Origin of the sequence: Alloalcanivorax dieselolei B5, from assembly GCF_000300005.1 — a bacterium.
Classification (GTDB): Bacteria; Pseudomonadota; Gammaproteobacteria; order Pseudomonadales; family Alcanivoracaceae; genus Alloalcanivorax; species Alloalcanivorax dieselolei.
The window spans coordinates 3,932,498-3,957,556 of sequence record NC_018691.1 but is presented as its reverse complement, the minus strand read 5'-3'; the positions used below and the strand labels follow the sequence as shown (position 1 = coordinate 3,957,556).

At 59.3% G+C, this 25,059-nt stretch carries 20 protein-coding genes and 1 CRISPR repeat array; of the genes, 14 read left to right on the top strand and 6 right to left on the bottom strand.

Features of this window, described 5'->3' with window-relative positions:
* Nucleotides 1-52: 52 nt before the first annotated feature.
* Complete coding sequence (locus B5T_RS17575; RefSeq protein WP_014995886.1) at nt 53-565, bottom strand: YhcB family protein; 513 nt, start codon at nt 563-565, stop codon at nt 53-55.
* 284 nt (nt 566-849) lie between these two features.
* On the opposite strand from B5T_RS17575, the gene B5T_RS17570 reads away from it, so the two are divergent.
* The 6 genes from B5T_RS17570 (at nt 850) to B5T_RS23535 (ending at nt 8,238) form a co-directional block, all read left to right on the top strand.
* Nucleotides 850-1,479, top strand: coding sequence for an alpha/beta hydrolase (locus tag B5T_RS17570; RefSeq protein ID WP_014995885.1), 630 nt, complete (start codon nt 850-852; stop codon nt 1,477-1,479).
* Between the two features lie 116 nt (nt 1,480-1,595).
* Nucleotides 1,596-2,684, top strand: coding sequence for a cell division protein ZapE (gene zapE, locus B5T_RS17565; RefSeq protein WP_014995884.1), 1,089 nt, complete (start codon nt 1,596-1,598; stop codon nt 2,682-2,684).
* Nucleotides 2,685-2,781: 97 nt separating this feature from the next.
* Nucleotides 2,782-3,927, top strand: coding sequence for an acyl-CoA dehydrogenase family protein (locus B5T_RS17560; RefSeq protein WP_014995883.1), 1,146 nt, complete (start codon nt 2,782-2,784; stop codon nt 3,925-3,927).
* 360 nt (nt 3,928-4,287) lie between these two features.
* A complete protein-coding gene (locus tag B5T_RS17555) occupies nt 4,288-5,520 on the top strand; it encodes an OmpP1/FadL family transporter (protein ID WP_041717716.1) in 1,233 nt (410 codons plus the stop codon).
* Between the two features lie 139 nt (nt 5,521-5,659).
* Nucleotides 5,660-7,510 (top strand): lipoprotein, encoded by a 1,851-nt coding sequence (locus tag B5T_RS17550; RefSeq protein ID WP_014995881.1) that lies wholly within the window; start codon nt 5,660-5,662, stop codon nt 7,508-7,510.
* 290 nt (nt 7,511-7,800) lie between these two features.
* Nucleotides 7,801-8,238, top strand: a complete 438-nt coding sequence (locus tag B5T_RS23535; protein WP_202803017.1) for a hypothetical protein — start codon at nt 7,801-7,803, stop codon at nt 8,236-8,238.
* Here B5T_RS23535 and B5T_RS23530 read toward each other — a convergent pair.
* Together B5T_RS23530 and B5T_RS17535 are read right to left on the bottom strand one after the other, a co-directional pair.
* Entirely contained in the window at nt 8,212-8,511 is a 300-nt protein-coding gene (locus B5T_RS23530; RefSeq protein ID WP_014995879.1) for an addiction module antidote protein, read from the bottom strand. The two genes, B5T_RS23535 and B5T_RS23530, sit on opposite strands and share 27 nt — an antisense overlap.
* Nucleotides 8,508-8,828, bottom strand: coding sequence for a type II toxin-antitoxin system RelE/ParE family toxin (locus tag B5T_RS17535; protein ID WP_229682983.1), 321 nt, complete (start codon nt 8,826-8,828; stop codon nt 8,508-8,510). The genes B5T_RS23530 and B5T_RS17535 overlap by 4 nt, the downstream gene beginning before the upstream one ends.
* Nucleotides 8,829-9,240: 412 nt before the next feature.
* Between B5T_RS17535 and B5T_RS17525 the strand changes: the two genes are divergently transcribed.
* Nucleotides 9,241-9,564 carry a hypothetical protein gene (locus B5T_RS17525; protein WP_014995876.1) on the top strand — a complete coding sequence of 108 codons (324 nt, stop codon included), beginning with the start codon at nt 9,241-9,243 and terminating at the stop codon, nt 9,562-9,564.
* Nucleotides 9,565-9,611: 47 nt separating this feature from the next.
* Here B5T_RS17525 and B5T_RS17520 read toward each other — a convergent pair whose 3' ends face one another.
* Together B5T_RS17520 and B5T_RS17515 are read right to left on the bottom strand one after the other, a co-directional pair.
* Nucleotides 9,612-9,956 carry a type II toxin-antitoxin system HicB family antitoxin gene (locus B5T_RS17520; protein ID WP_014995875.1) on the bottom strand — a complete coding sequence of 115 codons (345 nt, stop codon included), beginning with the start codon at nt 9,954-9,956 and terminating at the stop codon, nt 9,612-9,614.
* Nucleotides 9,953-10,207, bottom strand: a complete 255-nt coding sequence (locus B5T_RS17515; RefSeq protein WP_041717714.1) for a type II toxin-antitoxin system HicA family toxin — start codon at nt 10,205-10,207, stop codon at nt 9,953-9,955. Before B5T_RS17515 ends, B5T_RS17520 begins: the two co-directional genes overlap by 4 nt.
* 121 nt (nt 10,208-10,328) lie before the next feature.
* Between B5T_RS17515 and B5T_RS17510 the strand changes: the two genes are divergently transcribed.
* The 7 genes from B5T_RS17510 to cas6f all read left to right on the top strand — a co-directional run bounded on the left by B5T_RS17510 (nt 10,329) and on the right by cas6f (nt 19,842).
* Nucleotides 10,329-11,306 carry a helix-turn-helix transcriptional regulator gene (locus B5T_RS17510; protein ID WP_014995873.1) on the top strand — a complete coding sequence of 326 codons (978 nt, stop codon included), beginning with the start codon at nt 10,329-10,331 and terminating at the stop codon, nt 11,304-11,306.
* A 192-nt stretch (nt 11,307-11,498) separates the two neighbouring features.
* On the top strand, nt 11,499-12,473 hold the full coding sequence (gene cas1f / locus B5T_RS17505) for a type I-F CRISPR-associated endonuclease Cas1f (protein ID WP_041717100.1): 975 nt from the start codon (nt 11,499-11,501) through the stop codon (nt 12,471-12,473).
* A complete protein-coding gene (gene cas3f / locus B5T_RS17500) occupies nt 12,470-15,856 on the top strand; it encodes a type I-F CRISPR-associated helicase Cas3f (RefSeq protein ID WP_014995871.1) in 3,387 nt (1,128 codons plus the stop codon). The genes cas1f and cas3f overlap by 4 nt, the downstream gene beginning before the upstream one ends.
* 43 nt (nt 15,857-15,899) lie before the next feature.
* Complete coding sequence (csy1, locus tag B5T_RS17495; RefSeq protein WP_041717099.1) at nt 15,900-17,240, top strand: type I-F CRISPR-associated protein Csy1; 1,341 nt, start codon at nt 15,900-15,902, stop codon at nt 17,238-17,240.
* Nucleotides 17,233-18,219, top strand: coding sequence for a type I-F CRISPR-associated protein Csy2 (gene csy2 / locus B5T_RS17490; RefSeq protein ID WP_014995869.1), 987 nt, complete (start codon nt 17,233-17,235; stop codon nt 18,217-18,219). The genes csy1 and csy2 overlap by 8 nt, the downstream gene beginning before the upstream one ends.
* Before the next feature lie 18 nt (nt 18,220-18,237).
* Nucleotides 18,238-19,275 carry a type I-F CRISPR-associated protein Csy3 gene (csy3, locus tag B5T_RS17485; protein WP_014995868.1) on the top strand — a complete coding sequence of 346 codons (1,038 nt, stop codon included), beginning with the start codon at nt 18,238-18,240 and terminating at the stop codon, nt 19,273-19,275.
* Between the two features lie 3 nt (nt 19,276-19,278).
* On the top strand, nt 19,279-19,842 hold the full coding sequence (gene cas6f / locus B5T_RS17480; RefSeq protein ID WP_014995867.1) for a type I-F CRISPR-associated endoribonuclease Cas6/Csy4: 564 nt from the start codon (nt 19,279-19,281) through the stop codon (nt 19,840-19,842).
* Nucleotides 19,843-19,971: 129 nt separating this feature from the next.
* Nucleotides 19,972-23,780: direct repeats of the CRISPR family, unit length 28 nt; unit sequence GTTCGCTGCCGCGCAGGCAGCTAAGAAA.
* Nucleotides 23,781-23,855: 75 nt separating this feature from the next.
* Here the strand turns inward: cas6f and B5T_RS17475 are convergent.
* Nucleotides 23,856-25,055, bottom strand: a complete 1,200-nt coding sequence (locus B5T_RS17475) for an acyl-CoA dehydrogenase family protein (RefSeq protein ID WP_014995861.1) — start codon at nt 25,053-25,055, stop codon at nt 23,856-23,858.
* Between the last annotated feature and the right edge of the window lie 4 nt (nt 25,056-25,059).

The window sequence follows — 25,059 nt, the reverse complement described above, 5'->3', positions numbered from 1 at the left end:
ATCGCGGTCCTCTTCATACAGGTCCTCATACAGGAGAGGGCTGCGATTGGTTTCAGGCTTTCTTGTCGTCGCTTTCGCTGTCCACGTCCGCGTAATCCCGCGGCGGCTCGACGAAGTTCGCCGGTTTCGCGTTGTCGTCCACGTTGACCGGTTCGAACGGACCGTCCGGATTGGCGCGCAGACCGAAATCCTCGGCCAGAGTGCCCTTGGCCTTGGGCGCGTAATCCAGCGGTTGTGATACCGGCATATTCTGTTCGCCAGCGGCGTCCAGGGATTTGGCGGCGGCCCGCTGACGGCCCGCTTCACTGCACAATTCACTGGCGCCTTCGGACAATTGCTGATGTACCGCGCGATAGGCGTTGGTCAGTTCGTTGACCAACTCGGCGGTACGCAGGAAATGATGATCCACCTGATCCCGATAGTGATTGAGCGCCTGACGGGCGTCATCGCGGTCGCGCAGCACGCGGCTGGACTGGCGGCGCGCGGGCAGCAGCCAATAAAGCAAGCCGGCGCCCAGCACCAGGCCCACGACGAATGAGATCAGATTGGTTGTCAGCATATCCATGTCATACTCCTAGCGACCCTGAACAGGTCCTACTACCCGGATGGCGTACCAGATACCCGGTGGACCGGCTCCGTTCCACACGGCTCGCGCCGCCCACCATTGTCATGCACCATACAACGACGACTGCGCGGTTTGGTGCCGTACCCGGATCAAGCCGTATTGCAGCACAGACATCGCCCGGGCGCCAACTGTAAACGGCCGCCGGCATTTAAAAACATGAGCCGGATCAGCGTCAGGGACCGGCGGAAAAACGCGCGCCACACCAGGAATTCGGGAGGATAATCATGAGCTCGGAACGGCTGTTGCTGGATGGGCCGGAAGGCAAACTCGAGGCCGTACTGGAAGGGACCACCGAAAACCCGCGGATGATCGCCATTATCTGTCATCCCCATCCGTTGTTCGGCGGCACCATGGACAATAAAGTCGTCACCACCCTGAGTCGTGCCGCCCGCGAGGCGGATGCCGCCGTGGTGCGGTTCAACTTTCGCGGTGTCGGCGCCAGCCAGGGCGCTTACAGTGAGGGCATTGGCGAAACCGAGGACCTGGTGGCAGTGCATAACTGGCTGAGTAAGCGTTATCCGGGATTGCCGTTCTGGCTGGCGGGGTTTTCCTTTGGCACTTTCGTGGCCGCCCGTGGCGCCGAGGTTCTGGCCGCCAATGGCAGCGGACCCAAGGCGCTGTTTCTGGTGGCGCCGGCGGTGCACAACTACCCCTTTGACGAGATCGAATCGGTCGGCTGCCCGGTGACGGTGGTTCAGGGAGAAGACGACGAAGTGGTGCCGGTGGACAAGGTGTTCCGCTGGGTCGAGACCACACCCTTGGCGCCGGACCTGATCCGTTTCCCCGAAAGCGGTCATTTTTTCCACGGCCATCTGCTGGAATTGCGCGACGTGGCCGCTTCGCGGCTGCCGTGAATAGCGGTCGGCGGAATCGTGGCTCGTGAGCCGAGATTCCGCGTGTTGCTTGTCTCCTGGCAATGAGAACGCTACATTGAGCCGCCGTCCACTGGCCGTTTGAGTTTGTCCAACCGATGACGCCGCTAGAGAAGTATCAGGCCGATCTGGCCAGCCCGGATTTTGTTCACGATGCTGCCCAGGAAGAGGCTGTGCGGGCCCTGGATTCTCTCTATCACCGGTTGCTTAAGCCGCGCAATGGCGGCGGTTTACTGGACCGGCTGCGCAAGCGCAAGCCAACACCGGAAATGGGCCTGTATATGTGGGGCGGCGTGGGGCGCGGCAAGACCTACCTGATGGATGTGTTCTTCGAGGCGCTGCCGTTCGAGGAGAAGCGGCGCATGCACTTCCACCGCTTCATGCAGCGGATCCACCGGGAAATGCGTGCCCGCCAGGGGGAGAAAAACCCGCTCACCAATATTGCCCGGGAATTCGCCCAACGTTATCGGGTGCTGTGTTTCGACGAGTTTTTCGTCACCGACATTACCGACGCCATGATTCTCGGCACCATCATGGAGACCCTGTTCGACCAGGGGGTGACGCTGGTGGCCACGTCCAATATCGAGCCGGACGGTCTTTACAAGGACGGCCTGCAACGGGCCCGTTTCCTGCCGGCTATCGCCTTGATCAAGCAGTACACCCGGGTGCTCAACGTGGACGGCGGCAAGGATTACCGGTTGCGCTTGCTGGAGCAGGCCGAGTTGTACCATTGCCCGCTGGGGCCGGAAGCGGACCGCTTTATTTGCGAACGTTTCGAGGCGCTTTCCGGTGATCATGGCCGCCGCCGGGAGCAGGGCAATATTCTGGTGGAAGGGCGCAAGATCGCCACCCTGAAGTCCGCCGATGATGTGGTCTGGTTCGAGTTCGAGGCGCTCTGTGACGGCCCGCGCAGCCAGAATGATTACATCGAAATCGCACGGGAATTCCATACCGTGCTGGTGTCCGATGTGGAACGCATGGGTGTGGGCACCGACGATCGCGCCCGCCGTTTCATCAACCTGGTCGACGAATTCTATGACCGCGGGGTCAAGCTGGTGATGACCGCCGAGGTGCCGATCGAGGACCTTTATGCGGGTGGGCGCCTGGAGTTCGAATTCGAGCGCACCCGCAGCCGTTTGCTGGAAATGCAATCGCAGGAATACCTGGCGAGCGAGCATCTGGCCTGATCGTTTTGGTCATTGTCCGCCCGCGCCACTTGTTTCACTCTGGTTGACTGTTTGGCCGGCTGAGCGCCGGTTCTTCCAATAACAACCGGAGAACATCATGATCCCCCGTACCCTGTTCAGTTCCGACCACGAAGCTTTCCGCGATACCGTCCGCCGTTTTCTGGAAAATGAAGCCGTGCCTCACCATGAACAATGGGAAGAGGAGGGGCAGGTACCGCGCGAATTGTGGCGTAAAGCGGGGGAGCAAGGGTTTCTGTGCCCGATGGTCAGCGAAGCCTACGGTGGCATCGGCGCGGATTTCCTGTACAGCGTGGTGGTTAGCGAGGAGGTGTCCCGCGCCGGCCTGACCGGTATCGGCTGGGGGCTGCATACCGAGATCGTCGCTCCCTATATCGAGCACTATGGCTCGGAGGCGCTCAAGCAGAAGTACCTGCCGAAGATGGTGACCGGTGAGCTGATCAGCGCCATCGCCATGAGTGAACCTGGCGCCGGCTCGGACCTGCAAGGGGTCAAGACCAATGCGGTGAAGCAGGGCGATCACTACATCCTGAACGGCTCCAAAACCTTCATCACCAATGGTCAGAACGCCGATATCGTCATCGTGGTGGCCAAGACCGACGCGGAGAAGGGGGCCAAGGGCATCAGTCTGCTGTTGGTGGAAGCGGGTACGCCGGGCTTCGAGAAGGGCAAGAACCTGAAGAAGGTGGGCATGAAGGCCCAGGACACCTCCGAACTGTTCTTCCAGGACGTGAAAGTGCCGGCGGAGAACCTGATCGGCGAGGAGGGCATGGGCTTCATTTACCTGATGCAGGAATTGCCTCAGGAACGTCTGGGCATCGCCATCAACGGCCTGGCCATGGCGGAAAGCGCGTTCGAGCATACCCTCAACTACGTGAAGGAACGCACCGCCTTTGGGCGCCGCGTCGCTGACTTCCAGAACACCCAGTTCAAACTGGCGGAGATGCATACCAAACTGGAAGTGGCCCGCGCCTACGTGGACCGTTGCCTGGAGCTGCACCTGAAGAAGGAACTGGACGTGCCCACCGCCGCCGGTGCCAAGTACTACGTGTCCGATCTGCAGTGCGAGATTGTCGACGAATGCGTGCAGCTGCACGGTGGCTACGGCTATATGTGGGAGTATCCGGTGGCACGCATGTTCGCTGACTCTCGGGTACAGCGTATCTACGGCGGCACCAATGAGATCATGAAGACCATTATCAGCCGGGCTCTGCTCGCCGGTTGACCCGCACCTCCTCTCCTGCTACCCCCACGTACCGGGTGCCTTTGGGTGATCCGGCACGTGGGTGCGGTTTTACAATACAAATCTTCCCCAAATGTATATCTCTGTATAACCTTTGCGCACAAGTGCTCGCTGAGGCGTCCCAAGCCCGTTCCAGTGGGGAAAATAAAAGGAATCCGGGTTCGGGAACGTCAGAGTGACTCCCTGAAGGGGCTGAAAGGTGGTTATTTTGGCCCAATGGGGTGTCTAGGCGGGTGCTTTTATCAGGTGTACTTTCAATAGGTGTAGGATGGGATTTGAGACTCGTTTATGAGTGTCCCCCAAGGACGCCTTTATTCAGCTCGCAGGATGATGGAGAAAATCATGAAAATAAAAGGTGCGATTCTGGCAGGATCGGCGCTGTCACTGGCGGTGAGTTCGGCAATGGGTTCCGGGTTCTCTGTCTCTTATCAATCCGTTTCCGCTCTTGGTACCGCCTACGCGGGATCCGGGGTGCTCAGTGAAGACGCCTCCAATCAATGGTATAACCCGGCGACTCTGGCTGGCCTGAAGCAGGCACAGGTCTCCGTGGCCGGTCATCAGGTCTGGATCGACACCGACTTCAAAGCCGATGGTGTGGGTGGTCCAGGCAACTTCAAGGATGTGGAACCGTTTGTCGGCAGCGCCTTCCTGGCGGTACCGATCAACGACACCATGACCTTTGGTCTGGGGCTGACCGCGCCGTTCGGCACCAAGATCGAGTACCAGAGCGGCTGGGGTAACGCCGTGGCTCCGGGCATTACCTCCGGTGATTTCTACGCGCAGGAATCCGACGTCAAGACCGTGAACATCAACCCGTCCCTGGGCATTCAGGTCACCGACCGATTGAACCTGGGTGTGGGTGTCAGCTATCAGCGCATCGACGCGGATCTGCAAAACGCCGCCACCCGTCTGGAAGGCGACGATGACGCGGTGGGCTGGAATGTCGGCCTGACCTACCAGGCGGACGACAACAACCGCTTTGGTGTGGCCTATCGCTCCAAAATGGAATACACCGTGGACGGTGATATCACCTTCCATCCGGCTGCCACGGGTGCGCCTGTTGACATGAAGTTCGATGGCAAAGCCGACATCGATCTGCCGGCCAGCCTGCAGCTTTCCTACGCCGGTAACATGACCGAGCGTACCCAATTGCTGCTGGGCGTCGAATGGATGGAGTGGAGCGATCTGAGCACACTGGAAGTCAAACACGGTGGCCCGGCTCCGTTGCCGAACCCCGCCGTGGAAAACTTCGACTGGGAGAACACCGTGCGTTACTCCCTGGGTCTGCGCCACACTCTGACCAACGACACCGTGTTGCGCTTCGGCGTGGCCAAGGAAGACGCCACCCAAGGTACCTCCAACCGGTCCGCGGCGTCTCCGGACTCCGATCGCGTCTGGGTTACCCTCGGTGCGGGCTTCAAGCCCACCGACAACATGAGCATCGATGTGGGTTACGCGCATATCTTCGTCAGCGACGCGGATATCAGCCGTCAGGACGGCACCAAGCCGCCCCTGTCCGGCACCTACGAACTGGATGCCAACGTAGTGGGCGCACAGCTCAACTACACCTTCTGATCGCCTTTCGGGACGATCTCGACGGCGCGGCTTCGGCCGCGCCGTTTTCCCTTCCGAACGCCCTCCCGTTAACGTAAACCCTATTGTCCCGCCTCTGCCCCTCCTTCAGTCTGTCGATAACTCGGACCGGGATGGAATCATGTTCAGAGTCGCACTACTGCTGTTTTTTATACCGCTGGTGGCTTGCCGCTCCAGTGGTGGCGAGCCGGTGCCTCAAGATGACGTCACCGAACTGACCCTGTATGGCGACAGCCACGCTCGTATCAATGAAGTGGTGGGCATCGTCGCCGTTTTGCCGGATCGGTACGACCAATACCAATGGACACAGCTGGACGGCACGCCGGTGGCATTACCGGACCGCCACGGTCCGGCGATCAGCTTCCGGGTCAGCGATCCCGGCCTTTATCGATTCCGTTTCCAGGCCGGCTCGGACCAGGGCAGCGTCAGCGATGAGTTTGCCGTCACGGTGGCGGATGATGGCGAGCCGGCCCGGGCCGCTCTGCGTGCGGATCGCTCGGTCAGTGCCGGCGGGCGCACCTCCCTGCGTTTCTGGCTGGATGACGAAGCGCCGGCCTCGGCCCCGCGGTTTCGTCAACTGAGCGGCCCCGCCGCCGCCCTCGCCTACGGTAGTGACCCGGCGCTGCTGTACCTGAGCGCGCCCGATGTGCCGGGCGATCGGGTACTGGTGTTCGAAGCCAGCGTTGATACCGCCGAAGGTACCTTCACTGACCTGGCGCGGGTAGTGATACGCAATCGTCCGCCGGTGACCAGCCCCTACTTCTGTGCCGGCGACGGCGCCAACTGTGCCACCACAGTGCCGCTACAGGAAGTGCGAGCCCATCGGCGGGATTCCGCTTATCGACCGGCTTTGGAACGCTGCGTTTATCACAATCAACTGGATGGCGCCCGGCTATGCCGGGTGTCGGAACTGCCGCCATTGGGAGGGCAGGGAGATTTGCCCACGGTGGAGCGGATCATGGACCGGGTGCTGGTCAGCCACGACTGGATGGGCGAGCGTTTCGAAGCGTTGTTACGCGACCCCGAGTTGCAAGCGGATTTGCGTCATCTGCTGCGGCCGGTGACCGCCGTGGTGATCTCCAGCGACCTGCGCCCCTCGTTTTACTGGGCGCTCACCGGCGCCATCTACCTGGATCCCCGCTACCTGTGGCTCACTCCGGAAGAGCGGGATCTGATCAACGAGCAGCCGGATGCCCGCAGTGGTTTCGGTGAAGACCTGCCGTTCCGGATCGTCAGCCGTTTTCTCTCCGACCACGGGCCGATGCCCGCTTTGCCCGCCGCCGGTGAGCGGGCCGTGATCAGCGAAGATCGCTTGCGCCCCCGACTGGCCAACACCCTCTATCACGAACTGGCCCACGCCAACGATTATCTGCCGCCCTCCGTGCTTCCCTTTCTGGACGATGAACTGCGTATCGTCGACGAGGTCAATCGCCGCACGCCGGTGTCCGCCACCTTGCCCGGCGGCCCACGGGACGCCAACCTCGCCCAACTGGCCCGGGTCCGCTATTACGGCGACCCCATCACCGAAGCGCAGAAACAACTGGACCCGGATCAGGTGGCGGACGGGTTCTTCGCCGACGTCACCAACGACTTCTACGCCTACACCACGCCCCGCGAAGACCTGGCCATGCTGTTCGAAGAGGCCCTGACGGGATTTCGTCTGGGATACCAACGGGATCTCGCCGTCACCGACACCGACTATGTGGTGCGCCAGGGCTGGCGGCATCGCATCGCGCAAACCGGAGTGGCGGAGCGGGCGGGGTATGCGCTGGACCGGATCTATCCCGAACAGGCTCCGGCCATCCGCTCCCACATAGAAAGCCTCACTCCGGAGCCGCTATGCGCGGGGGGGCCGTTCGTATCCAGTGGCCCTGAATGCGCGACGCCAATGGCCTTCCCGGCATCGCCGGGAGCGTACCAATACCAGCCGGAGCCGCACGAGCACTTTTCCCCACCTTCGGTGCGGCGTTAGTTGCGGTGGTCTGTGGTGCCCAGAATAAAAGAGGACGAAATCTGATCAATGGTGCCGGTGGATTTTGATGGGGTGATTTTTCCCTTCTAGATCAATGCTATATATTTAGACTGTTCCCCGCAGACGCGGGGATAAACCGCCCCCAGTTTGGGGGAGGAGGATCTGGCGCGGGCATCTCTGGTGGCGTTCAGTCAGTACCAGCCGCCCCGGCACCCGTTCAGCTCAACGGAGGCGCCGCCTCAGGAGAGTCGTCAGCCCCCAATGTTGTGGTCAATGTCAGCGGAAGCATAGTGGGAGCGACCAAGGAAGACCTGACAGCGATGTTTGGGGAGGCTCTGCGTGACGACATTAATAACGGCGACTTTGTCCTGATTGATGCCAGAAGCCGGAATGGCCGCAAACTGCCCCGGGTGCCCCAGTCGGTATTGAATATTCGGGCCGAAGATATACGCGGCCGGCTATTCAGGACGAAGTGTACAAATAGCCTCATCAAGCCCCCCGCTCCGGCGGGGGCTACTTTATGGCTGTGGTTGATCAGCCAGCGCCCGGATCACATGCTGCGGGTCATTGTGAATGGCTCGAAGCAAGGCCTTGGCTGGGCCAGTTGGTTCTCGGCGGCCCTGTTCCCAGTTGTGCAGGGTGGCCAGTTGAACGTCGATCATGGTTGCCACCATTGTTCGACGATTCGTTTAGCCGGGTCTTTAGTGTGCGTGCCCATCAAAGTGTAGGCTCAGCCCCAAGGCACGGGTGATTTTGAGCATGGTGTCGAACCCAGGCCGGCCATCAGGAGAGAGCGCTTTGTAGAGGCCAGCTCGGGTCATGCCCGTTTCTTTCGCGAGGCGGGACATATTCTGTGCGCGGGCAATGTCGCTCAGCGCTGCCCGGATGAGAGAGCCGTCGCCGGGGTCGTCGTCAATGCAGGCGTTCAGATAGAGGATCATATCTTCCTGGTCCTCCAGGTGATCGGCGGCATCCCATGGTTTCAGTTTGTGGTTGCTCATAGGTCCTCCTGGTATTGCTTCGCAAGCGCCTTGGCCGCTTTGATGTCTTTGCTCTGGGTTTTCTTGTCGCCACCCACGAGCAGGACAATGATTTCCAGGCCGCGAGCCATCAGGTACACGCGATAGCCTGGGCCGTAGTGAATGCGAAGCTCGCTAATCCCACTGCCTACAGGTTCGATGTCGCCCGGGTTGCCCAATGAAAGGCGACGAATGCGGGCATTGATCTTGGCCTTGCCCTGCTTATCGCGGAGGCGCTGCAGCCAATCATCAAACTCTGGGGTGGTGAGGATCGTTTTCATGCATTTAATGTAAACCATGGTATACACATAGGTCAACCCTTATGCCCGCCACTGAGCGGGTTTTTTTATTGGAGAACGATCATGGCAAAAGCTATCTCCGGCCTGGCCAAGGCCGCTCAGGATCCCCAATCCGGCGCCGAGTCTGGTTACTGGGTACTAACCCAATACACGGTGAAGCTGCTCCAGGGCAAGACGCAGGCGGTCCTGCGCGGTTTTGCGTCTGCTGAAGCAGCCGAACAGGGACTTCGGGCCTACGCCAACCTGGTGGTGGAGGTTGAGGGTGCCCCCGCCGGTGACGCCCCGCAGTGGATCTACCAGAACCTGATTGATTCCGAGTCCAGTCCCCTGGCCGGTGCCCCCCCCCCGATAAGCCTTCTTCCCCCTGCCCACCAGCCCGCCTCGTGGGGGCTTTTTTGTATCTGGAGCATCCATGGCGGTGATCACCTACACAGCCAAGCGGAGCCTGATGGACGGGCACGTGGCGGGGCAGAGCTATGAGTTTGAGGTGCTGCTTTCGGACTGGACGCCGGACTCTGACCCGGAAACCAGTTCCAGCACCTCCCTCAGTGGTCGGAAGTTCACGACGCTGCACCGCATCGAGAAGTCGTTTTCAGCCCAAACCATCCCCGTGGACCTGTTCCCCGCAGACGCGGGGATAAACCGGGCGGCGACGCGGCATTCCAGATATTCGTTCTCTGTTCCCCGCACCTGCGGGGAGCAGGAGGTCAACTTCCTGTCCTTCGACCGGGTTTAGGGTTTATCCCCGCACATGCAGGGACAGGAGGGAGTCACTGAATAATATCAGCAAGGGGGGCATGTGCGAGTTTCCCGGCTCAGCACATCAGCGACCCATTGATTGATGCTCTTGTGCGCGAGTTCAGCTCTGACCGCAACCGTTGCGTGCAGCTCTGGCTCCAGTCGCAGGCTGAGCTTGCCGGAGTAGGGTTTTTGCGGCTGGCGATTCAGTTTGGCGCAGGTATCGAGATAGTCATCGACGGCTTCCTCGAAGGCGGCGCGCAATTCCTGAACGGACTCGCCATGAAAGCCCACCACATCACGAATGCCTGCGATGTGTCCCACGAATAGATTGTCTTCGTCACTGTAATTGATGCGGGCTGCATAGCCCTTGTAGGTCATTGCATTCATGGGGTAACTCCTGCTTGCTCAAGGAAGGCCCGTGCGTCACGTACCTGATACGGCTTGGCCTCCTTGTCGGGATGGGGACGGTGAAAAGTGCCGATCACACCATTCAGCTCGAAGCGCACTCTCGAGCCATTCCCTTCGATAGTGTTGGCACCGAGGGCCATAAAGAGCGACTCAATCCGCTTCCACTCCAGCGATTTCGGAGCAGGGCTGGAGTAGATGGCTTTCAGAGTGTTGCGCTGCTTGCTGTTCATGGTATCAAATAGTAATACCATTTCTCTGGTATGACAAACTCAGGGAGGCTCAGCTTGGGTTGTGACGCAGTTCACGAAAGAGTAAAGTCGATTATAAAAGAAAAATGCATAAGGATTTGCCGTGACCCGCCTGGAGCGTTTTTACCGCATCCACGGTTTGTTGCGCAGTGCCCGGCAACCCGTACCCATGCGGCGCCTGATCGAAGAACTGGGGGTAACCCGCAACACCATCACCCGGGATTTCGAATATCTCAGGGATTTCTTTGGCGCGCCCATCGTCTACGACCGGGACCGCAATGGCCATTACTACGACCCGGAAGCGCCGGAGTTCGAGTTGCCCGGCTTCTGGATGAATGCCAGTGAACTCTACGCGTTGCTGGCCTGTGAACAGTTGCTGGAAACGGTACAGCCGGGGCTGATGGCTCAGCGATTGACTCCGATTCGCCAGCGGATCCAGAAATTGCTGGGGGACGCCAGCGAGCATGAAACCCGGCTGGGCCAGAAAGTCCGACTGCTTCCTGTCCTGCAACGACCGGTCGACAACCCTGTCTTCATCGGCATCGCCGATGCCACCCTCGCCAACACTTGCCTGCGCATTCGCTATCGGGCCCGCAGCCATGACAGATCCGGCGAGCGCATGGTGCACCCCCAGCGGCTTCTTCATTATCGCCACAACTGGTATCTGTTGGCCTACTGCGAGCAAGCCGGTGACTTGCGCCTTTTCTCTCTCGATCGAATAGAGATGCCGCAGATGGACGACCGCCCCTGCAAACAGATCGACACTGAATCTCTGGAGGGATTCATCGGCGACAGCTTCGGCCTTTTCTCCGGCGCGCCGTCCCACTGGGCGGAACTGCGTTTTTCCCCACGCGCCGCCCGCTGGGTTGCCGACGAACTCTGGCATCCGGACCAGCGGGGAGAATGGCGGGATGACGGTTACCACCTCCGAGTGCCGTACTCGGACCCCACGGAACTGATCATGGAGGTGCTGCGGCATGGGCCGGACGTGGAGGTGCTGGCGCCGTCTGAACTACGGGCGGTGGTACAGCAGCGTTTGGAGGGGGCGTTGATGGGCTACGTCGGAAAGCAGAGTGAATGACGTGGATACAGGGCGAGCCTCTATATAAGGCGCCCATTATTAGACTGTCTTTATGTTCAGTGGTGCCATTTGGTGAGCAGAGGGAGTGTTAGGGTCACTTAAGGGTTTAAGTAGTCATTGGAGCTATGGAAATTGCAAACCAGACTGTGACGGTGTGAAAAGGCGCCGAGGACAGATTCCTTGGGGGGGGCTATGCACGACATATCGCCGACGGATTTGAAGACAATACTCCATTCGAAACGGGCCAATATTTACTATTTGCAGCACTGCAGAGTGTTGGTAAATGGCGGGCGAGTCGAGTATGTCACCGATGAAGGTCGACAATCATTGTATTGGAATATCCCCATTGCCAATACAACCACGCTGTTGCTTGGCACCGGTACCTCCATCACTCAAGCTGCAATGCGAGAGCTGGCCAAGGCGGGAGTGCTGGTGGGCTTCTGTGGGGGAGGAGGCACGCCGCTTTTCTCGGCCAACGAGGTTGATGTGGATGTGGCCTGGCTGACACCGCAAAGTGAATATCGGCCTACTGAGTATCTGCAGTACTGGGTGCGGTTCTGGTTCGACGACGAACGGCGGCTCGAGGCGGCCCGTGCCTTTCAGTTGTGCCGTTTGGCACGAATTGAAACGCTATGGCTCAGTCGGCCTCTCAAGGACTCTGGTTTCGAAGTAACCGCTGACGTTCTGGGCACGACCCTGGCGCATCATCGGAAAGCGATCGAAGAGGCTACCAATACCACGGATCTGCTCACCCTGGAGGCGAGGCTTACCAAGGCCTTGTTCAAAATGGCCACTCGGGCGGTGGACTATGGTGACTTCACCCGCGCCAAGCGTGGTAGTGGTACCGATCCCGCCAATCGCTTCCTCGATCATGGCAACTATTTGGCCTACGGGCTCGCGGCCACGGCCACTTGGGTACTTGGGATCCCCCACGGTCTGGCCGTACTCCACGGCAAGACAAGGCGAGGTGGGCTGGTTTTCGACGTGGCGGATCTGGTCAAGGATGCGGTGATTCTGCCTCAGGCGTTTCTTTCCGCCATGCGAGGTGACGAAGAGCAGGAATTCCGCCAGGCCTGTATTGAGCGGCTTACCCGGACCGAGTCGCTGGACTTTATGATCGATACCTTGAAGAGCATCGCGCAGGATCTCGGGCAGGGCATCGAATGAACGTGCTGTTTGTTTCCCAATGCAGCAAAAACGCTCTGAGCGAGACGCGCCGGATTCTGGACCAGTTTGCCGAGCGCCGCGGCGACAGAACCTGGCAAACTCCGATTACCCGGGCCGGACTGGATACATTGCGTCGATTATTACGAAAGTCGGCACGTAAAAATACCGCGGTGGCATGTCACTGGATTCGCGGGCACGACCACAGCGAGCTGCTGTGGATCGTTGGGGATGCCAGCCGCTTCAATGCCCAGGGGGCGACACCCACGAATACCACTTCCCGGGATGTCCTGCGCCAGAGCGACGAGAACGACTGGCATACCGGTGAAGACATCCTGCTGTTAGCTGGCTTGGCTGCTCTTATGCATGACCTGGGGAAGGCTTGTCTTGCCTTTCAGAATCGGCTGGTTGGAAAGCTTGAAGGCCGTAACCTCTATCGGCATGAATGGATTTCCCTACGCCTTTTCGCCGCTTTTGTCGGTAATGATGACGATGCCGGTTGGCTGGGAAGGCTGCTTGGGCCCGGTCTGGAGGATGACGATCGATGGCTTCAGCAGTTGCAGAGGGATGGTTTGGACGACAATGGTGCCTCGCCGTTTCGCCACCTACCGCCTTTGGCCGCGGCAGTAGGGTGGCTGATCGTGACACATCACCGGCTGCCGATGAAACCTGGCGAGCCCGATGATTCAGGTAGACGGCCTCGCTGGGGTGTATTGCGCCCCGCGCTGCGGTCGGATCAGCTTCAGGATATACCCACTGTCATTAGCGCGGACTGGAATGAGGTCCACGACACCTGTGTTCGGGAACAGATTGAACCCTATTGGTATTTTGAACACGCTTTACCGGTAACGACATCCAGATGGCGTGAGCGGGCCGGGCATCTGGCCCGGCGTTTGCTCGAGCGCTTGCCGCATTACTCATCCCCTGTGCTGGATAATCCTTATGTCATGCATCTGGCGAGACTGAGTCTGATGCTGGCGGACCATTACTATTCCGGCCTTGAGGAAAGCAGACACCGGGTTCGTGGTGAAAGGGGCTATCCGCTTTACGCCAATACCGATAAAGCCGGTGCCCTGAAACAGCCTCTGGATGAACATCTCTTGGGGGTGGAGAAACACAGCGCAGCAGTGAGTCGGGCGCTGCCCAGCATGACCCGCCACCTTCCCCGTCTTGCTCGCCATAAAGGCTTTAGAAAACGCAGTGATCACCCCCGCTTCCGCTGGCAGGACAAGGCATTCGATCTGGCCCGCTCAATCCGCGAGCGTAGCGAACGGCAAGGTTTCTTCGGCATTAATATGGCCTCCACGGGTTGCGGGAAGACTCTGGCGAACGGCCGCATTCTCTATGCCCTTGCCGATCCGGAGAAAGGGACCCGGTTCAGCGTTGCGTTGGGTCTGCGCACCCTGACTCTGCAGACCGGGCAGGCCTATCGTGAGCGTCTTAATCTCGGTGAAGATGAGCTGGCGGTAAGAGTGGGCGGCAGTGCCAGTCGGGCGTTATTCGAGCACTATGAACAGCAGGGTGAGCGCACAGGGTCGGCTTCCGCCCAGAGCCTGATGGAGGAGGACGGACACGTCACTTTCGATGGCAACTTTGATGCTCACCCTGTTCTGCGGCGGCTGAATCAGGATCCAAATGTTCGCAATCTGATTGCCGCACCCATTCTGGTGTGTACTGTCGATCATCTTATTCCCGCCACCGAAGGAACTCGTGGAGGCCGCCAGATTGCGCCCATGCTGCGTTTGATGAGCAGCGATCTGGTGCTGGACGAGATCGACGATTTTGATATCGATGATTTACCCGCACTTACCCGGTTGGTGCATTGGGCTGGTCTCCTGGGCTCGCGGGTGTTGCTGTCCTCGGCCACCTTGCCGCCTTCGTTGGTACGCGGTCTGTTTGAGGCCTATCGGGATGGACGGGACCAATATCAAAAGAACCGGGGTGAGCCGGGGTGTCCCGTGGAGGTTTGCTGCGCCTGGTTCGACGAACACGACCGTCACCATGAGACCTGCTCGGACGGTGATGGTTTTTCAGCTACGCACCAGCAATTCGCCAAGCGCCGACATCAGCGGCTGGCTAAGGCAGAGGTGCTCCGCCGGTCGGAAATCGGTGATCTGAAGGGGCTAGGGCAAGATGGGGCGTCAATTCGTCAGTCATTGGCGGAGTGTCTGCGGGATCATGCCGAGCGCCTGCATGATCGCCATCATAGCGTCGATCCCTATGGTGGCGGGCGGGTGAGTTTTGGTTTGATCCGCATGGCCAATATCGATCCCATTTTTGATGTGGCCCTGGCGTTGTATCGGCTGGGGGCAAGAGATGGGCGGAGAATCCATCTCTGCGTCTATCACTCCCAGCATCCTCTATTGGTACGGTCTGAGATTGAACGGTGTCTGGATCGTGCTCTGGACCGCCGTGACGCCAAGGCGGTCTTCGAGCTACCTGATATCCGGCGACGACTGGATGCTCATCCGGAGCAGGACCAGCTTTTTATCGTGCTGGGGTCCCCAGTTACTGAGGTGGGGCGCGATCATGATTATGACTGGGCGGTGGTGGAGCCATCATCCATGCGATCGATCATTCAACTGGCGGGCCGGGTGCGGCGGCACCGGGAAGCGGCCTGTGATGCCCCCAATATGGTGCTTCTGGACACCAATCTGAAACACCTGGAGCGCCCGAGCGAGCCGGCCTTCTGCCGGCCTGGCTTCGAGACCGCTGGTGATTGGCGCCTTAATAGTCATTCTCTGCATGATCTGATGCGGCCGGAGGAATGGACGGTCGTGGATGCCCGGCCGCGCATTCTGGAACGGCAGGGGCTTCGGCCCCATGAGAGTCTGGTGGATCTGGAACACGAGCGTTTGCGGGCATCCCTGTTGGAGCCGCTCAGGGGCGCGGGGCCTGATACGTCCTCCGTGGATCCTGCGTCTCTGACGCCGCGTGAACGCAAGCGTCTGCGCAGAGAGCCATCTTCGCCTCCTCTGGGTGCCTATAGCTGGTACCGGATGCCCCGGCTGCATTTATTGGGTGTTCTGCCCCAGTATCAGCCCTTTCGCTATCAAGCGGCTCGTCAGGAAGAACTGGTTTTGCTGCCGGATGAGGGTGGAGAAGACTGGGTGCTACATCTGATCCAGGACGGTCAAAGACGCCACGAGAAGCTCTATGTTCCCGTGGAGAAAAGCAAGCTCGAACGGATTGAGCTTGCCGGGGACAGAGGGCCGGGGATTCAGTCATGGGGAACGCCAGACTACCTGGAGGCACTGGTGGAACTCGCGGACGCCAAAGGAATGGCCTTGGAAAACGCCGCTCGGACCTTCGGTATGGTCACGCTGCCGGAAAGTGATTGGGGGTGGCGGTTTCATCCGGCCTTGGGTTTTGCTAAACGTCGATGAAATATCGTTCATGTGAAATGAACGATGGGGAGGGAAAAGTAAGATGTCTAACTTGGAAAGTGCCGATTTACGGTCGGTTATTAAAGACTTTCTCCAGGAACGGATGGAAGCCAAGCTGTCCTCTAAGATAAAGGATCTGGAAAAGAAACGGAGAAAAGTACTAGATCTGGATGACCCGGAGAGAGAGGATCTCGTTGTTCATGTTTCGGCCCAATATGAATTGGAGACATGGGTGGGCGATGCAGCACGGCGTGTTGGTAAATTGCAATTAGCTACTCATATAGTGAAAGCAGTTCACCCCAGTGCGAAGAAGGCGACCAACCTATATGTGTGGCCAGAAAATCAGCCCCATCATTGTCTAGTGGGCAGCCACCTGCTCTCCAAGGATTTCGATTATGATGTGGCAGTAGAGGATGCGGCAGCTCTAGACGTATATAAATTTCTTAAATTAGAACATGACGGGCTCTCCTTACTGGAGAGGGTATTGGAGGGAGACCCAGCCCTAACGGGTGCCCTGAGCAAGGATCCGGAACAGGCCAGGGAATGGATGACTTCCTTTGCCGCCATCACGGAGCCCCGAGGTGGTGAGGCCTCCCATACCCACGCCAAGCAAGTGTACTGGCTGGTAGGTGACGACCCTGGAGACAATGGAAGCTTTCATCTGCTTGCACCCTTGTACGCCACCTCTTTGGCCCATCGTGTCTATCAAACGATCAATGAGGACCGTTTCGGTGAGGCCACCAAGGCGGCCCGGCAAGCCCGGCGGGACGGCCGCTACTGGGAAGGCGGATATCGGGATTACCCCAATATAGCTGTTCAGACGTTCGGAGGTACCAAACCCCAGAACATCTCCCAGCTCAATAACGAGCGGGGTGGCAGTAACTATTTACTCGCCTCGCTTCCGCCTACCTGGATCGACAGTGATATCAGACCCCCGCATTTTGTCGACTCGGTGTTTCCTCGCTTTGGCCGGCGCAAGGAAGTGCGTGGGTTGGTATCCGGGCTGCGCCGCCTGTTGATGTCGGATGCGGAGCCCAATGCTGAAACTCGGGATCGCCGTGATGAGTATGTGGGCGCCCTGATTGATGAATTGGTGGCCTTCGCCAGCCGTTACTCGGTGCTCGAATCGGGGTGGAGTGCCTCGCCGGATTGTCGTCTGGTGGATGCGGAAGCGCTATGGCTTGACCCTTGGCGTGATGACGAAAGCTTTGCTCAACGCCGGGAGCAGGGCGACTGGGCGCAGGAGGTTCGGCACCGCTTCGCGACTTGGCTGAATAGCCAGTTTGGCAAATCCCTGCCACTCGGGGATGCGGAATTCGCGTTCTGGCAGAAACAATTAGCCAAGAGGCTGAACGCGCTCCAGGAGGACCTGCCCTATGTCTGATGTACGTAACCTTCTGATATTGCCGCATTTGCGCATTCAGAATGCCAATGCGGTTTCCAGCCCGATGACCTGGGGCTTTCCGGCCATGAGTGCCTTCGTGGGGCTGATGCAGGCTCTGGAACGCAAGCTGCCGGAGACTCTGGATCTGGAGTTCGACGCGGTAGGCGTTGTCTGCCACCACTACCAGGCTCAAGCCACAGAAGGCGGCTTCACGCGAGCCTTTCATTTGACTCGCAACCCAGTGGATAAGACGGGAGCCACGGCGGCGATTGTCGAGGAAGGGCGTATCCATCTCGACATTACACTGATCTTCTCGGTTCAAGGGGGTGCCTGTGCCGGCGAAGGGGCGGAGCTGGGTCAAGTAGCGAACGAGATTGCCGGGATAGTGGCGGGTATGCGCGTCGCGGGCGGGAGTGTTATGCCGGCTCTGAGCGGCGGCCGGCCATCCAGATTGAAGCCTGAATTAATACAACTGGATGACAACGCGGAGGCTCGGGCCATGCAATTCAAGCGCTTGCGTCGGCGGTGCCTGCCTGGGTTTGTTTTGGTGTCACGGGATGACCTGCTTCAGCAACATCTTGATGAACTGCGCTCTGTGAACCCGGAGTTTTCCATGCTGGACGCCTGGCTGGACCTGTCTCGTCTGAACCACACCTGCCGGTTGGAAACCACCACCAACAGCCAGGGTGAAAGCCATGACGCCGTGGAGTGGGAGGTACGTCATCGGCCCGGTTGGATCGTGCCCATCCCAGTGGGCTATGGCGCCTTGTCCCGGCTTTACGATCCTGGTGAAGTGGCTCGGACGCGGGATGCGTCGACCCCATTCCGGTTCGTGGAGAGCCTGTATTCCGTTGGTCAATGGGTCAGCCCCCACCGCCTGGAGCGGCCAGAGCAGTTGCTTTGGTATGTGGATAACGACCTGGACTCGGGGCTGTACCGGCTCCGCAATGACTACAGAGATAAACCCATTACCGCTTAACGAGAGGGGATACCCATCATGGCCAAGAACGATAAACTCAAAACCGCATCCGTGCTTGCTTTCGAGCGTAAACTGGACCCGTCCGATGCGCTGTTTTTCGCCGGGCAATGGTCGCGGCGCGACCAGGCTGGCGAATGGCCGGCGGTCACTATCCGGGAAAAGTCGGTTCGGGGGACCATATCTAATCGCTTGAAAGCCAAGGATCAGGATCCGGCCAAGCTGGACGCCCGTATCGAGAGTCCCAACCCGCAAACCGTGGATGTGGCCGCTTTGCCCAGTGAGGCCGATACCCTTATGGCCCGTTTCACGCTGCGGGTACTCAGTGGTGCCGGTAAACCTTCGGCCTGTAATGACGCCGACTACCAGGCCAAGCTGGATCAGGCCGTGCGGGGCTACGTAGCTACGCATGGCTTTGCCGAACTGGCCAGCCGCTATGCCTATAACCTGGCGAATGGCCGTTTCCTGTGGCGAAACCGGGTGGGGGCCGAGCAAGTTGAAGTGCAGGTGCGATTAATGGAGCAAGGTGAGCCGGCCGAAATCTGGACCTTCGATGCACTTTCTCTGTCTCTGCGGGGGTTCGAACCTACGGAGGAGGCAAAAACCTCTCTGCATGCGCTAGCAGGGTGTATCACCGACGGGCTGTCGGGAGGTCGTCATGTGTTACTGGAGGTGGTGGCCTTCGCCCGCCTTGGGGCCGGACAAGAGGTGTTCCCCTCCCAGGAATTGATTCTCGATCGTGGACGTGGTGACAAGAGCAAGACGTTGTATCGGGTCGGCGAAACTGCTGGGATGCACTCCCAGAAGCTGGGTAATGCCATCCGTACCATCGATACCTGGTACCCCAAGGATGAGGACGAGAACTTGGGACCCATCGCGGTGGAACCCTATGGTTCGGTGACGACCCAGGGAAAGGCCTATCGCCAACCTAAGCAAAAAGCTGACTTTTATTCCCTTCTGGATAGCTGGATGCTAAAGGACCAGGCACCCACAGTGGAGCAGCAACACTTCGTGATGGCCATCCTGATTCGTGGCGGGGTGTTTGGAGACGCGGGGTGAGATATGGATCAGTATATTGATATCCGGATACTTCCCGATCCGGAGTTTACGTCGACCATTCTCATGGGGGCGTTGTACGGTAAATTACACCGCGCTTTGGTCAAGCTTCAGTCTGATGACATTGGTATCAGTTTCCCGGAGCACCAGCGGCGGCCGAAATCCCTGGGTGGTGTCTTGCGTCTGCACGGCAGTGCCGCGGCTCTGGATCATTTAATGAGTCAAGATTGTCTGGCCGGCATGCGTGACCATATCCAAATGACAGGGTTGGCTCCGGTGCCAGGCAATGCCAAGCATCGTGTGGTCCGGCGCCGCCAATTCAAGACCAATGCGGAACGTCTCCGGCGTCGCCGGGCGCGGCGTCACGAGGAAACTCTGGAACAGGCTCGGGAGCGAATCCCAGACACGGTGGAGCGCAAGGTTGATTTACCCTACGTGACGCTGCGTAGCCAGAGCACGGGTCAGGACTTCTGCCTGTTTATAGAGCACGGTGACCTGCAGGCACATCCGGTTACGGGCCGCTTCAGCCGCTATGGCCTCAGCCCTACCGCAACGATACCGTGGTTCTGACCCTTTTTTTGATTCCAATTAATACTTTCCGAAAATCAATAACTTACGTCACGCTCCAAAATTTGGGGTGTGGCGCTTCTTTTTAGCCTTGTTCTTTAAAAATCAGGGAGTTAGATTCGTTTGGTTCTAGTTCGCTGCCGCGCAGGCAGCTAAGAAAACCGAAGCCATTGGATGGATGAATGATCCAGAGTTCGCTGCCGCGCAGGCAGCTAAGAAAAGGTAGATGGACTGCATGCCCGGCTCTTTGTTGTTCGCTGCCGCGCAGGCAGCTAAGAAAACACCGGCAGCGTGACTCGCGCCTACGCTGAGGTTCGCTGCCGCGCAGGCAGCTAAGAAATACGAGGTTTCCACCCTGCACCTGGAATGGAGGTTCGCTGCCGCGCAGGCAGCTAAGAAAAAGGCGATCCGGGAAACGGATCTGGAAGAGTCGTTCGCTGCCGCGCAGGCAGCTAAGAAACTGCCCGGTGATCTCAATCCGGTCGCCTGGATGTTCGCTGCCGCGCAGGCAGCTAAGAAAGGTCGTCGCCCAGTGCCATCCAAAGCCCGCCAGTTCGCTGCCGCGCAGGCAGCTAAGAAAATTCAGTGCGTCCAGATTCAGCGTGCATTCCTGTTCGCTGCCGCGCAGGCAGCTAAGAAAGTTGGCTACCTTTGGGAATGTACGCCGATCAAGTTCGCTGCCGCGCAGGCAGCTAAGAAATTGCCCCCGGCGCCCAGTACAGGGCAGGGCATGTTCGCTGCCGCGCAGGCAGCTAAGAAAGACAAGGTCGGCCGACAGGCGACGGGATGGAAGTTCGCTGCCGCGCAGGCAGCTAAGAAATGGTTGGATTCGCCGACCCGTTGCACGGTGAAGTTCGCTGCCGCGCAGGCAGCTAAGAAAAGAGCAATTACAGTTCCACGCGCTCAGGCCTGGTTCGCTGCCGCGCAGGCAGCTAAGAAAAGTTGGTTATCAATCATGTGAAGCACCCGCCAGTTCGCTGCCGCGCAGGCAGCTAAGAAACAATCCGCCGGCCACACCTGCGCACCGGCAGTGTTCGCTGCCGCGCAGGCAGCTAAGAAAAAACATGCGTCGTGGCCTTCGGGCGTATCGTGGTTCGCTGCCGCGCAGGCAGCTAAGAAAACTGAGGATGCTGGCGACCCGGTCGTGCTGAAGTTCGCTGCCGCGCAGGCAGCTAAGAAAACCAGACGCATGCCACGGAACTCGCGGGCCCCGTTCGCTGCCGCGCAGGCAGCTAAGAAAAGCATCTGGACCCGCTGCCCCGTGCAGATGATGTTCGCTGCCGCGCAGGCAGCTAAGAAAAGATTCGACGGTGAGAAAATCAGCAACGGCAAGTTCGCTGCCGCGCAGGCAGCTAAGAAAATAACGTCGTCCAGCAGTCCGGCTTTGTGGAGGTTCGCTGCCGCGCAGGCAGCTAAGAAAAACGACAATGAGCCGCCGCCATCGGGCGACTAGTTCGCTGCCGCGCAGGCAGCTAAGAAAAAATCACATCGGACTCAGTCTGCGCAGCAGCAGTTCGCTGCCGCGCAGGCAGCTAAGAAATCTAGGGGATCGTTCCTTGAATCTATCCTTGTGTTCGCTGCCGCGCAGGCAGCTAAGAAAAGAATTCTATCGCCAGGTACTGGCGTAGCCCTGTTCGCTGCCGCGCAGGCAGCTAAGAAAAAGGAAATGCGCGACCGCCTGCAGCATCACGCGTTCGCTGCCGCGCAGGCAGCTAAGAAAATCCTGCCCCGTGGGCGGCACGTAGATGCCCAGTTCGCTGCCGCGCAGGCAGCTAAGAAAATGGCCGAACGCTCGCCTGAGGTGCCATCCGAGTTCGCTGCCGCGCAGGCAGCTAAGAAAACTGACGACGGATTCTGGAGCGTCATCGAGGGGTTCGCTGCCGCGCAGGCAGCTAAGAAATGGAACACCTGGTCGAACTGGTTCTCGTCCAGGTTCGCTGCCGCGCAGGCAGCTAAGAAAGTACAGCAGGCGCGGTTTCGGGAGCGACTTCTGTTCGCTGCCGCGCAGGCAGCTAAGAAACACCACCGATCCAGTAGGACCGACCAAGGCCCGTTCGCTGCCGCGCAGGCAGCTAAGAAAAGGAGCTGACGGACGATGTGCACCATGATCGTGTTCGCTGCCGCGCAGGCAGCTAAGAAAACCTTGCGGCCCGCCAGCGCGGACCAGTCGGCGTTCGCTGCCGCGCAGGCAGCTAAGAAACACAACGCACTTCACCGTCTCCGACCTATGCCGTTCGCTGCCGCGCAGGCAGCTAAGAAATGGAAGGGGCCTACCTGGAAGGGGCCGACCTGGTTCGCTGCCGCGCAGGCAGCTAAGAAAAGGATATCCGTGCGCGGGTTGCGCGGCACATAGTTCGCTGCCGCGCAGGCAGCTAAGAAATCATTGGGCTCTTGTTCTGCGCCGTGCAGGTCGTTCGCTGCCGCGCAGGCAGCTAAGAAATGAACGATGCCAGCTCCAAATTCTGACCAGGAGTTCGCTGCCGCGCAGGCAGCTAAGAAATGTTCCCGCGACAAAGAAGGGATCTCCTTCAAGTTCGCTGCCGCGCAGGCAGCTAAGAAAGTCGAGCCATGAACCGACGCTCGCACCCCATAGTTCGCTGCCGCGCAGGCAGCTAAGAAAAATGGCGGGCACGCATGGGGCTGAGCCAACGGGTTCGCTGCCGCGCAGGCAGCTAAGAAAGATACAGGAGAGTAAAGTCATCGCCTGTTCCCGTTCGCTGCCGCGCAGGCAGCTAAGAAAACCCGCCCCGGCGGAACCGGGATTCCGAAAGGGTTCGCTGCCGCGCAGGCAGCTAAGAAACCGCGACGGTGGCTTTCGTGCTGGTCGCCGGCTGTTCGCTGCCGCGCAGACAGCTAAGAAAACGGGTACAGGCCCTCTGGCGAAGGGACTTGGGTTCGCTGCCGCGCAGGCAGCTAAGAAATTAAGGTAGACCGAAAGCAGGAAAAGCCCTCTGTTCGCTGCCGCGCAGGCAGCTAAGAAACACTGGTGGAATGGGGTAAGCTGATCGGGGTCGTTCGCTGCCGCGCAGGCAGCTAAGAAAGCCTACTGGCCCGGCACCGTCCGGGCTTTTTTGTTCGCTGCCGCGCAGGCAGCTAAGAAAACTACGTGTCCGGTGTATGGGACGGGCAGGGGGTTCGCTGCCGCGCAGGCAGCTAAGAAATTCTTGATAAAGAGTTTCGGCGGCAACGATAAGTTCGCTGCCGCGCAGGCAGCTAAGAAAAGAGCAAGGCGGCATCTATGCCGGCCTCATGCGTTCGCTGCCGCGCAGGCAGCTAAGAAATCGGGGAGAGTCGGCGTTCCCACCCCTATAAGGTTCGCTGCCGCGCAGGCAGCTAAGAAATATCAGCCGATTGTGTTGCTGCGGCGGTCCACGTTCGCTGCCGCGCAGGCAGCTAAGAAAAGCATGTGACGCTCCAGCGCCATCGCTTCAATGTTCGCTGCCGCGCAGGCAGCTAAGAAAAGAAGCCGGACGCACGGCGCGAATTTTTACCTGTTCGCTGCCGCGCAGGCAGCTAAGAAAATCGGCGCCAAGTCGGCGCAAAAGTCCCGTATGTTCGCTGCCGCGCAGGCAGCTAAGAAATCACAGCGCTGACACCAAAGGCCGCCAACAAGGTTCGCTGCCGCGCAGGCAGCTAAGAAAACGCAGGATGACGGTGTCACCCTGGTGGATATGTTCGCTGCCGCGCAGGCAGCTAAGAAAACTCGCTTCGGCCAAGACGCCACCACCAAGTAGTTCGCTGCCGCGCAGGCAGCTAAGAAAAGGGGCCGAGACGATGTTGCAGGCCGTTTTCGGTTCGCTGCCGCGCAGGCAGCTAAGAAAATGTCCGCGCGGCGCGACTTGACGTTCGGCGCGTTCGCTGCCGCGCAGGCAGCTAAGAAACAGCGGTTGATGATCCCGCGCACCGTGTACAGGTTCGCTGCCGCGTAGGCAGCCAAAAAATACTGGATCGAGGGTCGCTTCTGGCATGCCCTTCGCCGCTGAGGCGACCTCCCTCAGCGGCTCGTGGTGCCTTAGCTAACGATACCGCGCCAGTTCCAGCCGTCCTATCTGGTTGCGGTGCACTTCGTCGGGGCCGTCGGCCAGGCGCAGCATGCGGGCGTTGGCGTAGGCTTTGGCGAGGCCGAAGTCGTTGGTGACGCCGCCGCCGCCGTGGGCCTGGATGGCCCAGTCAATGACACGGGCGGCCATGTTGGGGGCGGCCACTTTGATCATGGCGATTTCCTTGCGCGCCACTTTGTTGCCGACGGTGTCCATCATATGGGCGGCGTTGAGCACCAGCAGCCGGGTCTGATCGATGAGGATGCGGGATTCGGCGATGCGTTCCAGGGTCACGGTTTGTTCCGCCACCGGTTTGCCGAAGGCGACCCGCTCCTGGGTGCGTTTGCACATTTTCTCCAGCGCCCGTTCCGCCAGGCCGATCAGACGCATGCAGTGGTGGATACGGCCGGGGCCGAGGCGGCCCTGGGCGATTTCAAAACCACGACCGTCACCCAGCAGCATGTTGCTGGCGGGTACGCGCACGTTTTCGAAACGGACTTCTCCGGTAACGTCCGGCGTGCCGGAAAAGCCGAAGACGGGCAGGGGACGGACCACGGTAATGCCCGGGGTATCCCGGGGCACCAGAATCATGGATTGTTGTTTGTGCCGGTTCGGGTTATCCGGGTCGGTCTTGCCCATGAAGATGAAAATCTTGCAGCGCTCATCCGGCGATCCGGAAGAAAACCATTTGCGCCCGTTGATGACGTAGTCGTCACCGTCACGCACGATGGCGCTTTGGATATTGGTGGCGTCGGAGGAGGCCACGTCCGGTTCGGTCATGGCGAAGCAGGAGCGGATCTCGCCGTCGAGCAGCGGTTGCAGCCATTGTTTTTGCTGCTCCGGGGTGCCGTAGCGGGCCAGCACTTCCATATTGCCGGTGTCCGGTGCCGAGCAGTTGAACACTTCCGGCGCCCACATTACCCGCCCCATGATTTCACACAGAGGAGCGTATTCCAGATTGGTGAGTCCGGCGCCGTGTTCCGATTCCGGCAGGAACAGGTTCCACAGTCCGGCGGCGCGGGCTTTCGGCTTCAATTCCTCAATCACTTCCGGCCAGTAGTTGCCGGCGGCCAGTTCCTCTTCATAGCGGGCTTCGTTGGGATAGATATGCTCGTCCATGAACGCATTGAGCTGGGCGATCAGGGTTTGTGTTTTTTCCGGGTAGGCGAAATCCATGGTG